At 69.2% G+C, this 13,923-nt stretch carries 13 protein-coding genes; all 13 read left to right on the forward strand.

Features of this window, described 5'->3' with window-relative positions; genetic code table 11:
- Positions 1–164 precede the first annotated feature (164 nt).
- The 13 genes from WEE69_02490 to nuoG all read left to right on the forward strand — a co-directional run bounded on the left by WEE69_02490 (position 165) and on the right by nuoG (position 13,923).
- Positions 165–1,418 carry a geranylgeranyl reductase family protein gene (locus WEE69_02490; protein ID MEX1144156.1) on the forward strand — a complete coding sequence of 418 codons (1,254 nt, stop codon included), beginning with the start codon at positions 165–167 and terminating at the stop codon, positions 1,416–1,418.
- A gap of 18 nt (positions 1,419–1,436) precedes the next feature.
- Positions 1,437–2,309 (forward strand): DMT family transporter, encoded by an 873-nt coding sequence (locus WEE69_02495; GenBank protein ID MEX1144157.1) that lies wholly within the window; start codon positions 1,437–1,439, stop codon positions 2,307–2,309.
- The gene (locus WEE69_02500; GenBank protein MEX1144158.1) at positions 2,306–3,436 is read left to right on the forward strand and encodes a DegT/DnrJ/EryC1/StrS family aminotransferase; all 1,131 of its coding nucleotides are present in this window, start codon (positions 2,306–2,308) and stop codon (positions 3,434–3,436) included. The genes WEE69_02495 and WEE69_02500 overlap by 4 nt, the downstream gene beginning before the upstream one ends.
- Positions 3,436–4,368: an NAD-dependent epimerase/dehydratase family protein gene (locus WEE69_02505; GenBank protein ID MEX1144159.1), complete on the forward strand. Its 933-nt coding sequence runs from the start codon at positions 3,436–3,438 to the stop codon at positions 4,366–4,368. The genes WEE69_02500 and WEE69_02505 overlap by 1 nt, the downstream gene beginning before the upstream one ends.
- A gap of 18 nt (positions 4,369–4,386) precedes the next feature.
- On the forward strand, positions 4,387–5,103 hold the full coding sequence (locus WEE69_02510; GenBank protein ID MEX1144160.1) for a polysaccharide deacetylase family protein: 717 nt from the start codon (positions 4,387–4,389) through the stop codon (positions 5,101–5,103).
- A gap of 5 nt (positions 5,104–5,108) precedes the next feature.
- Positions 5,109–6,209 (forward strand): glycosyl hydrolase, encoded by a 1,101-nt coding sequence (locus WEE69_02515; protein ID MEX1144161.1) that lies wholly within the window; start codon positions 5,109–5,111, stop codon positions 6,207–6,209.
- Positions 6,210–6,359: 150 nt separating this feature from the next.
- Entirely contained in the window at positions 6,360–6,818 is a 459-nt protein-coding gene (locus tag WEE69_02520; GenBank protein ID MEX1144162.1) for an NADH-quinone oxidoreductase subunit A, read from the forward strand.
- Positions 6,818–7,369 (forward strand): NADH-quinone oxidoreductase subunit B family protein, encoded by a 552-nt coding sequence (locus WEE69_02525; GenBank protein ID MEX1144163.1) that lies wholly within the window; start codon positions 6,818–6,820, stop codon positions 7,367–7,369. Before WEE69_02520 ends, WEE69_02525 begins: the two co-directional genes overlap by 1 nt.
- A 25-nt stretch (positions 7,370–7,394) precedes the next feature.
- A complete protein-coding gene (locus tag WEE69_02530; GenBank protein ID MEX1144164.1) occupies positions 7,395–8,006 on the forward strand; it encodes an NADH-quinone oxidoreductase subunit C in 612 nt (203 codons plus the stop codon).
- Between the two features lie 145 nt (positions 8,007–8,151).
- Positions 8,152–9,450, forward strand: a complete 1,299-nt coding sequence (locus tag WEE69_02535; protein ID MEX1144165.1) for an NADH-quinone oxidoreductase subunit D — start codon at positions 8,152–8,154, stop codon at positions 9,448–9,450.
- Positions 9,447–9,992: an NAD(P)H-dependent oxidoreductase subunit E gene (locus WEE69_02540; protein MEX1144166.1), complete on the forward strand. Its 546-nt coding sequence runs from the start codon at positions 9,447–9,449 to the stop codon at positions 9,990–9,992. The genes WEE69_02535 and WEE69_02540 overlap by 4 nt, the downstream gene beginning before the upstream one ends.
- Positions 9,992–11,314 (forward strand): NADH-quinone oxidoreductase subunit NuoF, encoded by a 1,323-nt coding sequence (gene nuoF / locus WEE69_02545; protein MEX1144167.1) that lies wholly within the window; start codon positions 9,992–9,994, stop codon positions 11,312–11,314. The genes WEE69_02540 and nuoF overlap by 1 nt, the downstream gene beginning before the upstream one ends.
- On the forward strand, positions 11,311–13,923 hold the full coding sequence (gene nuoG, locus WEE69_02550) for an NADH-quinone oxidoreductase subunit NuoG (GenBank protein MEX1144168.1): 2,613 nt from the start codon (positions 11,311–11,313) through the stop codon (positions 13,921–13,923). The genes nuoF and nuoG overlap by 4 nt, the downstream gene beginning before the upstream one ends.

Here is a 13,923-nt window from a genome sequence, read left to right on the forward strand (position 1 = left end):
CCCCCCCCCCCCCCCCCCCCCCCCCCCCCCCCCCCCCCCCCCCCCCCCCGTCCCGCGGCCGGTCGCTCCGGTGCCGCGCGGTCTGAGTCGCTCCGCGAGACTTGACCCGTGGATCGCCAGCGAGCGAACGTCCCGGAGGGTCGCTCCGGGTATCCCGGAGCGAAGTGAGCGAGCCAATGGTCTGGGATGTGCTCGTGGTGGGGGCTGGGCCCTCGGGCGCGGCCGCGGCCTACTGGCTCGCCGAGGCCGGCCACCGAGTCGTCGTCGTGGAGCGCAAGCGCTTCCCGCGGGAGAAGACGTGCGGAGACGGGCTCACACCGAGGGCCGTGCACCAGCTCGAGCAGATGGGTCTCGGCGACCGGCTGGCCGACCACCTGCGCTTCGACGGTCTGCGATCGATCGCGCACGGGGTCACCCTCGAGCTCGCCTGGCCGACGCATCCTCTCTATCCCTCCTACGGGTATGTGGTTCGGCGCCGCGACCTCGACGAGATGGTCGCCCAGCAGGCGGTGAAGGCGGGTGCCACGCTCCGGCCTGCCACCGAGGCGGTCGAGCCGATCGTGGAGGGCGGTCTGGTCACCGGCGCGGTCCTCCGGAGCAAGGAGAGCGGGGCGACCGAGGAAGCGCACGCCCGGTACGTGATCGTCGCCGACGGGGCCAACTCGAGGTTCGGCCGGGCACTCGGTGCCTCGCGCGACCGGTCGTACCCGATGGGCATGGCCCTGCGGGGCTACTTCCGCAGCCCGCGCCACGACGAGCCCTGGATCGAGAGCCACCTCGACCTGCACGACCGAAACGGTGCGAGCCTGCCCGGCTACGGGTGGCTGTTCCCCGTCGGGGACGGCACGGTCAACGTCGGCGTCGGTCTGCTCGACACCTTCACCGGCTTCAAGGACATCAACACGTCGCACCTCATGGACGCGTTCTGCGCGACCGCGCCCGCGTCGTGGGAGCTCTCACCGGAGACATCGTGCGGTCCGCCGACGGGCGGCAAGCTGCCCACCGGGTTCTCGGTGCGACCCAAGGTCGGTCCCACGTGGCTGTGCGTCGGCGACGCGGCCGGTTCGGTGAACCCGTTCAACGGCGAGGGCATCTCGGTCGCCTACGAGACCGGTCGCTACGCCGCCGACGCGGTCGGCGAGGCGTTGACGACTGGTGACGGACTCGCGCTCCGTGGCTACGAGGCGCGCCTCGACCAGGAGTACGCCCTCTACTTCAAGGTGGCGCGCGCCTTCGTGCGTGCCATCGGCAACCCGGCGGTCATGCGCGAGCTCACCCGCGTCGGGTTCATGAGCCGCAGCCTCATGGAGTGGGTGCTGCGCATCATGGCGAACCTCTTGCGTCCCGACGAGCTCGGCCCCGCCGAAGCCGCATACAAGGTGGTTGCCAAGCTCGTTGCCATCGCCCCCGAGCCGTAGGGCCGGCGCCCTGCTTCGGTGACGATCGCCCTCGCGCTCTTCGCCAGCCTGGTGTTCGGGCTCGGCGTCGCGCTCCAGCAGCGAGCCGCGCTCGAGGTACCTCAGGAGCACGCCCTCCGTCTCGGACTGCTGACGCGACTCGCGCGTCGGCCGCTGTGGCTCGCCGGCCTCGCCTGCGAGATCGGCGGGTTCGGGCTCCACGCCGCGGCGCTCTCGCGCGGTTCCCTCGTGCTCGTGCAGCCGCTCCTCACTCTCGATCTGGTGTTCACCTTGGCGATTGGCGCGGTCTGGACGCACCGCCGACTCATCGCACGGGACTGGCTCGGCGTGTCCTGCACGATCGTCGGCGTATCTGCGTTCCTCGTTGCCGCGTCACCGAGCGAAGAGAGCACGGCGACGGCCGACACGACCGGGTGGCTGCTGTGTGTGGCGTGGGTCGTGCTCGTGACCGCGGCCACCGCTGTGTGGGCCCTGCGCACGCGCGGCGTCGCACGGGCCGCGCTGCTTGCGGTCGCGGCGGGGATCGCGAACGGATTCATGGCCGTGCTCACCAAGGCGTTCGCCGACAAGCTCGACGACGGCCTCGGGGAGACGTTCGCTTCGTGGGAGCCATACGCGGTCGTGGTAGCGGGCATCATGGCGACCTTGCTCATCCAGAGCGCGTATCAAGCCGGTCACCCGACGATCGTGCTGCCGACGATCAACGTCGCTGACCCGCTCGTGGGCTCGCTGATCGGCGTGACGCTCTTTGGTGAGACGCTCGCCTCCGGCGGTGGCCGCACGGTCGGCATCGTCCTCGCGGTCATGGTCATGCTCGGAGGGCTCGTCGTGCTCGGTCGGAACCCCCTCGTTGCTGGTGAAGAGCCACCGCTGGCGGAGGTTGCCGCGTGAGCCGGCCGCCGCTTCGGGTGCCGCCGGCGCGTGCCGTCTTCTCCCCCGAAGACCGCGCCGAGATCCTCGGCTTGATCGACGAGGCGCTCCAGACCGGTTCGCTCACGCTCGGACCGCGCACGGTCGAGCTCGAGGACGCCTTTGCGGCGCGTCACAAGGCGGCCCACGCCGTCGCGGTGAGCAGCGGGACGGCGGCGCTCGAGATCGCGCTACGCATCCTCGGAGTCGCGGGCCGTGAGGTCGTCGTGCCGGCCAACACGTTCTTCGCGACCGCAGCGGCGGTCGTGCACGCCGCGGGCACTCCTCGCTTCGCCGACGTCGCCGAAGACACCTTGGCGATCTCTGCCGAGACCCTCGCCGAGACGATCAACGAGACCACCGCCGGCGTCGTGCTCGTACACATCGGCGGGTTGATCTCGCCCGAGGTGGAGGCGGTCCGAGCCCTGTGCGACGAGCGCGGCGTGTTCCTGCTCGAGGACGCCGCTCATGCCCACGGGGCCAGCTACCAGGGACGACCGGCGGGTACCTTCGGGGTGGCAGCCGGCTTTTCCTTCTATCCCACGAAGATCATGACGACGGGCGAGGGCGGGATGATCGTCACGGACGACGAGGACCTGCGCGACGAGGCTCGGATCTACCGCGACCAGGGCAAGGCCGGCTTCGTGGGTGGCGCGCATGTGCGCATGGGAGCTGCGTGGCGGATGAGCGAGCTCCACGCCGCCATCGGGCTCGTGCACCTCCGCCGCCTCGACGAGTTCATCGGCATCCGGCGACGTGTCGCGGCGCGCTACGACGCTGCGCTTCTGGGCTCCGAGCTGGTCACGCCGGTCGCGCCGCCGGCCGACTGCGGGCACTCGTACTACAAGTACCCCGCGCTGCTCGCGCCCGGCATCGACCGGGACGCCCTCAAGAAGCGCCTCGCCGAGGAGCACGGCATCGGCATGAGTGGAGAGGTGTACGCCCGGCCACTGCACCTCGAGCCGGTGTTCGCAGACGTGCCGCACGGGCCGCTGCCGGTTGCCGAGGATGTCTGCGCGCGCCAGGTGTGTCTCCCGCTGCACTCCGACATGACCGACGACGAGGCTGATCTCGTGATCGACGCACTCACCACGGCGGTTTCCGCCTGATGCGGGTCGCGGTGATCGGTGGTGCCGGCTTCATCGGATCGCACGTCGTGGATCATCTGGTCGATGCCGGGCACGAGGTCACGGTGCTGGACGTGCGCAGTGCGCACCGTGATGACGTCGGCAGTCTCCCGGTCGACATCCTCGACCTCAGTTCCCTCGTGAGCGCGACCAAGGGAACCGACGCCGTGTTCCACCTCGCCGCGGTGTCCAACGTGAACGACGCGTTCGCCGACCCGGTGCGAGCGGTGGAGGTCAACGTCACGGGAACCGCGAACGTGTGGGAGGCCGCGCGCCGCAACGAGGTCGGACGGGCGATCCTCGCCAGCACCGTGTGGGTGTACGCGGGCGCGGTGGGTGACCAGGTCGACGAGGAGTCCCCGTTCTTCCTCGCACCCGCCGGGCACGTGTACACGTCGACGAAGATCGCCGGCGAGATGATCGTCCACAACTACTTCGACCTCTACGGTCAGCCCTTCACGATCCTCCGCTACGGGATCCCGTTCGGGCCGCGCATGCGTGACGAGCTGGTGATCCCACGCTTCGTGCAGGCAGGGATCGACGGCGAGACGATTCGCATCGAGGGTGACGGCAACCAATACCGCAACTACGTGTACATCGAGGACCTCGCGCGCGCACACGTACTCGCACTCGAAGAGGCGGCCGAGAACGAGGTCGTCAACCTCGAGGGCGCGGAGCCGGTGAGCATCCGTCGCATCGCGGAGACCGTGCTCAAGGTGCTCGGGCGCCCGATGGCGATCGAACACGTGACCGCGCGCCAGGGCGACTTCGCCGGCCGAACGGTCTCGGCCGAGAAGGCTCGCAGCCTCCTGGGCTGGGAGCCACGGGTGTCGTTCGAGGACGGGCTGCGGCGCTACATCGAGTGGCGCACTGCCGAGCCCGAGTCGCTCGCGGAGCGCACCGGCGAAGCCTGAGCCGAGCGAAGTCTGGCGATGAAGCCCACGCGCCTGTTGATGCTCCCGGTTGGCGTTGCTCTCGTGCACGCGCTGCCGAGCGTCGTCGCGCTCGGGCAGTGGAGTCGTGTGCGCTCGCTGCCGGGCGGGTGGTGCCGCTGGCGCGGTCCCGATGTGTCGCGCGTGGCCTTGACGTTTGACGACGGTCCCGATCTCGAGTCGACCCCCCGCGTGCTCGACCGCCTCGAAGCGCTCGGTCTACGCGGCACCTTCTTCTGCTTGGGCAACCGCGTGCAGTACGCACCCGATCTCGTGGTCGAGACCGTGAAACGCGGCCACGAGATCGCGGTGCACGGCTTTGACCACGAGCACCATCTGGCCCGAACATCGAGCTGGATCCAGGCCGACCTCGACGCCGCGCTCGACGTCCTGGGCGAGTGCGGCGTGGCTCCGCGCTGGTACCGCCCGCCGTACGGACAGGCCAGCTTTGGCACGATGCTCGCGGTCCGGCGGCGCGGGCTCGACCTCGCCCATTGGTCGGTGTGGGGGCGCGAGTGGGAGGCCGATGACGCGCGCACCGTTGCTGATCGCGTGTGCGGATCGCTCGAACGAGGTTCGATCGTGCTGCTCCACGACAGCGACGACTCGTCACCAGCAGGCACGGTCGACCGCGTCATCGAAGCACTCGGTCCGATCGCCGACGACCTCGCACGGCGAGATCTCACCGCGTGCACACTCAGTGACCTCGTAGCGTGACCGGCGTGGATCGTCGGCGAGCGTTGATGCTGTCTGGCCATCTCGGCGCGGGCCACGACGTGGTCGCGCAGGCGTGCGTCGACGCGCTCGCACCGCACGGCGTGAAGAGTCGGATCCTCGACGCGATGGTTCTCCTTGGACGCGCCGGCGGCCGCATCGGCGACGCTGTCTTCAAGTCGTTGTTCGCGTCACCGACCGTCTACGACGGCTTCCACTTCTCGCACCTTCGCCGCGGGTCACGAGTCGCACGCGGGCTCGACTCGCTCGCGCTCCGAAACATGTGGCCCCATTTCTTGAAGCACGTGGAGGCGTTCGACCCCGATCTGTTCGTCTCGGTCTTCGCCACGGGTGCTGCGGCCGCGGCGCGACTCCGTCGCGAGCGCGATGACATCCTGAGCGTGGTCTTCTGCACCGACACCTGGCTTCACCGCATGTGGGTGCACGACGAGACCGACCTGTTCCTCGTCACGTCACGCACCGCGGCGGCATCGGTGCGCGCGTACCGACCGCGTGCGCCGGTGGAGATCGTGCCCGCGCCCGCGAGGTCAGCGTTTTACGACGCGCCCTCGCGGTCCGAGGCTCGCACCGGTCTCGGCATCTCTGACGACGCGCGCTGCGTGCTGCTCATGTCGGGTGCGTGGGGTCTCGGTCCGATCCACGAGGTCGCCGTGAGGTTGGCCCGCGCCGGACTGGAGGTGCTCGCCGTTGCCGGTCACAACCAGAAGCTCGAACGCAGTCTCACGGGGCTCGCGGAGACGAGTCCGTCGGTCCACGCGTTCGGCTTCACGGAACGCATCCCCGAGCTCATGGCCGCGTGCGATGTCGTGGTCACCAGCTCGGGTGACACGTGCACCGAGGCACGGGTCGTCGGGCGGGGCTTGGTCCTGCTCGATGTGGTCCCGGGCCACGGCCGCGAGAACCTCACGCACCAACTCGAGCTCGGGAATGCCGCGGTGTGTATGCCCGACCCGCCAACGATCGCCGACGCTGTCACCACCTTCCTCGAGGACGAGGCGCGCACCGAACCCGAGCCGGTGCGGTCACGCGACGCGTGGGAGCTGCCGTTCCTCGCCGCGCTCGAGGGGATCGGCTACTCGCTCCGATAGCCCGTCGTCATTCCCGCCCGTCGAGGCGCCTCGGATAGCCTGCGCGCGCACGACCGACCGACCCGGGGAGTCAGCGGAGCGGAGCGAAGCGAAGCCGTGCTCGGACGAGCGGGACGGCGGAGCGGAGCGAACCCGAGGGGGCGAGGCACAGTGGCGCAATACCTGCCGATCCTGGCGATGATCGTGCTGGTCGTGTTGTTCGTGGCGCTCTCGTTCACCGCGTCGAAGCGGCTCGGGCCGCGGCGTCCCACATCGGCCAAGGAAGCGCCGTACGAGTGCGGCATCGTGCCCGAGCACGAGCCGGCCGAGCGCTTCCCGGTGAAGTTCTACCTGGTCGCGATGGCGTTCATCGTGCTCGACGTCGAGATCATCTTCTTGTATCCGTTCACGACGGTGATGCGGCCGTTGGGAACGTACGGCCTCGTCGCGATGGGCGTGTTTCTCATCGTGCTTCTCGTGCCGTTCGGCTATCTCTTGTCGACGGGCGCCCTTGACTGGGGACCCGCGCGCCGTGTGAGCGCGCGCATCTACGGACGCGTGTTACGCGCGACCGGCACACCCGGACGCGACGGTCTAGACCCCGCGCCCGCGGAGGAGAAGGTGGCGTAATGGGGATGGAGCAGATCCCCCACAACTTCCTCACGACGCGCCTCGAGGATCTCGTGAAGTGGGCGCGCCGAAACTCCGTGTGGCCGGCCACGTTCGGCCTTGCGTGCTGCGCGATGGAGATGATGGCCGCCGGCGCCGCGCACTACGACCTCGCGCGCTACGGCATGGAGGTCTTCCGTGCCAGCCCGCGCCAGGCCGACCTCATGGTGGTCGCCGGACGCCTCAGCCAGAAGATGGCACCCGTCCTTCGCCAGGTCTACGACCAGATGGTCGAGCCGAAGTGGGTCATCTCGATGGGCGTGTGCGCGAGCACAGGCGGCATGTTCAACAACTACGCGCTCGTGCAAGGGGTCGACCAGATCGTGCCGGTCGACGTGTACGTGCCTGGTTGTCCACCCGGACCAGAGACCTTGATGCACGGCATCCTCACGCTGCACGAGCAGATCCGAACCGGCGACCTGCTCGCGCGTCGCGGTGCGGGGCGCGGCGTCGGCATCCAGGTCGAGCAGCGCGACGGCACTCCGGTCGCCGTCCCGGCGCGGTCGGCGTAAGAGGAACACGGAGAGGATCTTCCCGGTGCCCGACGACGCCACCCCTCGTGAAGAAATTCACAAGGACAACGCGCACCCCGCGCCGACCGAGCAAGCGGCTGCGGCCGGGGTATCCCCGGCCGCAGCGAGCGAGGCAATGGAGGAAGTTGCCGCGATCGTCGAGAAGTTCCCGGGGACCGTGTTCCACAGCTCGCATGGGCAGCCCGTCGTCTACCTCGACCGCGCGGTGTGGCACGACGTCGCCGTGTTCCTGCGCGACGAGCAGGAGTTCACGCAGTGCCTCGACGTCACCGTCGTGGACCACCTCGCCGACGAGGTTCGCCTCACAGTCGACGGCGTGACACCGGAGCGGTTCGAGGTGGTCGCCAACTTGCTCTCGCACCCACGGAACCGGCGCATCCGCGCGATCTGCGAGGTGCCGGTCGACGACCCCACCGTCGCCAGCGTCACCGACCTATACCCCGGCGCCAACTTCGGTGAGCGGGAGGCCTACGACATGTTCGGCGTCACCTTCGAAGGCCACCCCGACCTCACGCGCATCCTGATGCCCGACGACTGGGTCGGGTACCCGCTCCGCAAGGACGACGCGCCGGGCCGTGTGCCGGTCGCGTTCAAGGGCGATCCAAGTCCCCGATGACGTGTTTGCCGCGCACTCCGCGCCGACCGAGCGAGCGTCCGCGGGCCGGGAGTCGAGTGGCTTTGCCGCTCGACTCCCAGGAGACGGAGCTCGCGAAGTCGACCAGCAAGGTGGTTCCCGGCCCGCAGCGAGCGAGGCAATGGAGATGAACGAGCACACCGTTACCGGGCTCCCCGCGGCCGAAGAGGAGCGTCTCAGTCGCCAGACCGACGAAGGCGCGCAAGAGATGCAGCGCGCGCAGCGCGAGATGATCCTCACCGGTGGGCTCTGGCCCGAGGACGACCAGACGATGATCGTCAACATGGGTCCGCAGCACCCGTCAACCCACGGCGTGCTGCGCGTGATGATGGAGCTCGACGGCGAGAACGTGCTGCGCGTGAAGCCCGTCATCGGTTACTTGCACACCGGCATGGAGAAGACCGGTGAAGAGCTGACGTATGTGCAGGGCGGCACGAACGTCACCCGCATGGACTATCTCGCGCCGCTCTCGAACGAGACCGTGTTCGCGCTCGCGGTGGAGCGGCTGCTCGATCTGGAGCTTCCACCTCGGGCGACCTGGATCCGCATGATGCTGTGCGAGATCTCGCGCCTGGAGTCGCACTTGCTGTTCCAAGCGACGAATGGCATGGACATCGGGGCGCTGTCGATGATGATCTACGGCTGGCGCGAGCGCGAGGAAGTGCTCCGGTACAAGGAGTACGTCACGGGTTTGCGGATGAACCACAACTTCATCCGGCCCGGCGGTGTCGCGGCTGACATGCCCGACGGTTGGGAGCAGGCGACCCTCGATCTGTGTGACACGGTCGAGCGGGGGATGCGCGACTACGAAGATCTGCTCAGCGAGAACCCGATCTGGCTGGAGCGTCTCGTCGGCGTCGGCCCGATCACCACCGAGCAAGCGTTGGCGCTCGGCGTGTCGGGCCCCATCCTGCGGTCCACCGGTTTCCCGTGGGACCTGCGCAAGGCGCAGCCGTACCTTGCGTACGACCAGGTCGACTTCGACGTGATCTACACGCAGAACGGCGACTGCTACGACCGCTACCTGATTCGCCTCTACGAGATCCGTGAGTCACTGAAGATCATCCGCCAATGCGTCGAGCGCATGCCCGCGGGTGACTACCGCGTGCAGGACGCCAAGATCACGCCGCCGCCACGCGCGCGCATCGACGAGTCGATGGAAGCGCTGATCCATCACTTCAAGCTCTTCACCGAAGGTTTCCGTGTGCCTCCTGGCGAGACGTACGTCGCAATCGAGTCCCCGCGCGGCGAGATCGGCTGCTACCTCGTCTCGGACAGCACCGGCAAGCCCGTCCGGCTACACATCCGCGGCCCGTCCTTCTACAACCTCCAGTCGATGGACGCGATGGTGGAAGGTTCGCTCGTCGCCGACGCGGTCGCGATCATCTCCAGCATCGACCCGGTCATGGGGGAGGTCGACCGATGAGCTTCACCGACACGGAACGCCGTCGCGCCGAGGAGCTCATCGCTCGTTATCCGCATGGGAAGTCCGCGCTGCTGCCGCTGTTGCACATGGCCCAGGACCGTGACGGCTACGTGACCCAGGACGCGATGCAGGACATCGCGGCGTTGCTCGGTCTCACGCCCGCGCTCGTGCTCGGGGCGTGCTCCTTCTACACGATGTTCAAGCGTGAGCCGATCGGACGCCTCGTGGTGTCGGTGTGCACCAACGTGTCGTGCCTCGTCAATGGCGGGCCGGCGCTGGTCGACTCGCTTCGGGCGCGCTACGCCGACGACCTCGACGTGCACGTCGAAGAGGTGGAGTGCATCGCCGCGTGCGATCTCGCGCCGGTGATGCAGGTGAACTACGAGTTCCACGGACCGGTGACGAGCGGCGCGGCGGTGGAGGTCATCGAGCAGTACAAGTCGGGCGCGCTCACGGCCCGCACGATCTCTGGAAGTCCCGCCGCGGCGAGTGTCAGCGGGGCGGGTACCACGGTCCGCAGAGAGCTCGCCAAGGGAGGGTGATGGCCGCGCAAGAGACACGCGTCATCACGAAGTTCCTGCGCGATCGCACCGACGACTCGTGGGAGTTCGCCGTCGCCCGCGAGCACAACCAGGCGTACTCCGCGCTCGAAAAGGCGTTGGGCATGGAGCCCGCGCAGCTCGTCGAAGAGGTCACGAAGTCCGGTCTCCGCGGTCGCGGTGGCGCCGGGTTCGGTACGGGCCAGAAGTGGTCGTTCCTCCCCAAGGATGTGTTCCCGCGCTACCTCGCGGTGAACGCCGACGAGGGGGAGCCAGCCACGTTCAAGGACCACATGCTCATCGAGCGCGACCCGCACCAGATCGTCGAGGGCTCGATCATCACTGCCTATGCCATCGAGGCGCACCACGCGTTCATCTACCTGCGGGGCGAGTTCGCGCTGGGCGCGGAGCGACTCCAGGCCGCGGTGGACGACGCGTACGCCAACGGCTTCCTCGGCAAGAACATTCTCGGCTCCGGCTTCGACCTCGAGCTGATCGTGCACCGGGGTGCGGGCTGCTACATCGCCGGCGACGAGACCGGGCTGCTCTCGAGTCTTGAAGGCGAGCGCGCGATGCCGCGCATCAAGCCGCCGTTCCCCGCAGTGCAGGGCTTGTACGCCGCGCCCACGATCGTGAACAACGTCGAGACGATGTCGGCGGTGCCGCACATCGTGGACCGCGGCGGGGAGTGGTACGCGGGCACGGGCGTCAACAAGTCCCTTGGTACACGCATCTTCTCGGTGTCGGGCAACGTCGAGAAGCCCGGGAACTACGAGGTCGAGCTCGGGATGACCTTCCGCGACCTCATCGAGGGGCTTGCCGGTGGGGTCGCGGGCGGCAAGCAGATGAAGTTCTTCATTCCCGGCGGGGCGTCGTCACCGTGGTTGCTGCCGGAGCATCTCGACGAGCCGCTCGACATGGACCGCGCCACGGAGCTCGGCACCATGCTCGGGTCGGGGGCGATCATGGTGTTCGACGAGACCGTCGACCCGGTGCTCGTCGCCTGGCGCATCGCCAAGTTCTTCGCGCACGAGTCGTGCGGCAAGTGCACGCCGTGTCGCGAGGGCTCGTGGTGGCTCGAGAAGGTGCTCTACCGGATGGCGAACGGGCTCGGCCGCGCCGACGACCTCGACCTGCTGCTCAGCTTCGGTAACAACATCTCTCCTGGCGTCACGTGGCCCCCAGGCCAGACGACGATCTGCCAGCTCGGGCCGAGCACGATGAGCCCGACGCTCAGCCTGCACAAGCACTGGGGCGACGAGATCCGGGCGCGTCTCGCGCAAGACGCCGAGCGCCGAACCACCCTCGAGGTGGCCGCCGGATGAGCGTGAGCTCCGTCCCGATGTCGCAGTGGCCCTCTGACCACCAGTACACGATCCCGGTGGCCGGCGACCAGGACGTCGTCTCGATCACGATCGACGACAAGGTCGTGCAGGTGCCGCGCGGCGAGCTGCTCATCAAGGCCGCGCAGGATCACGGCACGTACATCCCGCGGTTCTGTTGGCACGAGCGCATGAAGCCCGTGGGCATGTGCCGCATGTGCCTGGTCGAGGTCGAGGGCATGCGCGGCCTCCAGATCAGCTGCGCCACGCCGGTCGTCGACGGGATGATCGTGCGCACCGTGAGCGACACGGTGAGGTCAGCCCAGGACGGCATGCTCGAGTTCCTCCTCCTCAACCACCCGCTCGACTGCCCCGTGTGCGACCGCGGTGGCGAATGTCCGCTCCAGGACCAGACGCTCGCGTTCGGTCCTGGCGAGTCGCGCTACGTCGAGGAGAAGCGCCACTTCGAGAAGCCGATCGCGATCAGCGACCTCGTCATGCTCGACCGCGAGCGTTGCATCCAGTGTGGTCGCTGCACGCGCTTCGCATCGGAGCTGGCCGGCGATGCGCTCATCGACTTCGGCGGTCGGGGCGGCATGACCGAGGTCATCACGTTTCCCGACGAGCCGTTCAGCTCGTACTTCTCGGGCAACACCGTCCAGATCTGCCCAGTCGGCGCGCTCACGGCGCGCCCGTACCGGTTCCGGGCCCGCCCGTGGGACCTCGAATCGGTCGAGACGTCGTGCCAGACCTGCGCGGTCGGTTGCCGCGGCGCGCTCGAGTCCACGTCGAACCGGTTGGTCCGGCTGCTCGGTGTCGACTCCGAGCCGGTGAACCACGGCTGGCTGTGCGACAAGGGCCGGTACGGCTACGAGTGGGTGCACTCCGACGCCCGCGTGCGCGCGCCCGGCGTCCGGCGGGGCCCCGACCTCGAGGTCACCTCGTGGCCGCAAGCGCTCGACGCGGCGGCCGCCGCGCTCCGACGGGTCCGTGACGAGCACGGCCCGGCGACGATCGGCGTGCTCGGTGGAGCACGCGGCACCAACGAGGATGCCTACGCATGGGCGCGCTTCGCCAAGGGTGTGCTGCGCACCGACAACGTGGATGCCCAGCTCGCCGACGGGCTGCCCGGGGACGTTGTGCTTGGCATGCCACGCGCCACGATCTCCGACCTCGACCGGGCGCGCGCCATTGTGCTGCTCGGTCCCGATCTCAAGGAAGAACTGCCCGTCCTCTATCTGCGCGCCCGGCGCGCTGCGGTCGACTTCGGCGTGCCGCTGATCGACATCGCGGCGCGCGACCACGGGCTCACTCCGTACGCGTCACACGTGCTTCGACACTCGCCGGGCGTCATCGACCAGGCCGTCGACGGCGCGATCGCCGCGCTCGAAGGCATCGCCGGTGATGGTCCGGTCGTCGTCGTGGTCGGCCGGCCGTCGGTCGCCGAAGCTCCTGACGCCACGGTCTACGCCGCCGGTCGACTCGCGGCGGTGCCTGGTGCTCGCTTCCTGTCGGCCCTGCCGCGCGCGAACACACGCGGCGCGCTGGATCTCGGGCTCACTCCCGGCTTCCTCCCAGGACGAGTGACGCTCGACGCGGGGCGTGATCACGTGAGCGCCGTGTGGGGTGGCGTGCCCGAGGCGTCAGGTCTCGACGCCGAGGGAATCCTGCGGGCCGCGGCCGACGGTCGCATCAAGGCGCTGGTGCTCGTGGGGTGCGACCTGTTCACCGACTTCCCCGATCGTGCGCTCGCCCACGCCGCGCTGGCCGCGGCCGAGCGGGTGGTGTGTGTCGGCGTGTTCCCCGACGACGCGGCCGAGCGCGCCGACGTGTTCCTTCCGACGACCGTGTGGGGCGAGCACGCGGGCACGACGACCAACCTCGAAGGTCGTGTGCTGGTCCTCCGCCGCAAGGTCACGCCCGAAGGACTCACGATGGAGGGTTGGCGGATCGCGGCCGAGCTCGCTGCGCGCCTCGGCTCCGAGTGGGGACTCGAGACGATCGACGAGGTGCAGGACGAGATCGCGTCCGTGGCATCGGCGTTCGCCGGTGTCGACGCGGCCCTCCTGCGCCGGGCGCGTGACGGCGTCGTGCTCCCGCTGGCCGAGCACATCGGTGAGGTCACGTTCGCGCCCGCGCCGCCCGCCGCGGGCGTCACGTGGGAGCCGTTGCGACCCTCCTCCACTGAGCCCGCGAACGGCCATGGCGAGCTGACGCCTACCGCGCCACCGGTCGAGCTCCATGTGTGGTCGGGTGACGCTGCGCCGCCCCAAGCGGCTCCCATCGACGCCTACGCGCTGCGTCTCGTTGCCGCCCGCACGCTGTACGGGAACGACCGGGTCACCTCGGCGTCACCGTCGCTCGCTCCGCTGGCCGAAGCCCGCGCGCGGTTGCTCGTGAGCCGCCGTGACCAGGAGCGCATCGGCGTGGAAGACGGGACGACCGTGCGCGTGATCTCCCCCCGCGCGTCGCTCGACCTCCCGGTGCACACCGATCCGTCGACACCCGAAGGCGTGGCGTTCCTCGCGGTGAACCGCGACGGACCCGGCGCGCCCGAGCTCATCGACCTCACCGCGCCCGTCACCGACGTCCGCGTGGAGACCCTTTCGTGA

Source organism: Acidimicrobiia bacterium (genome assembly GCA_040881685.1).
Taxonomy (GTDB): Bacteria; Actinomycetota; Acidimicrobiia; order IMCC26256; family PALSA-555; genus SHVJ01.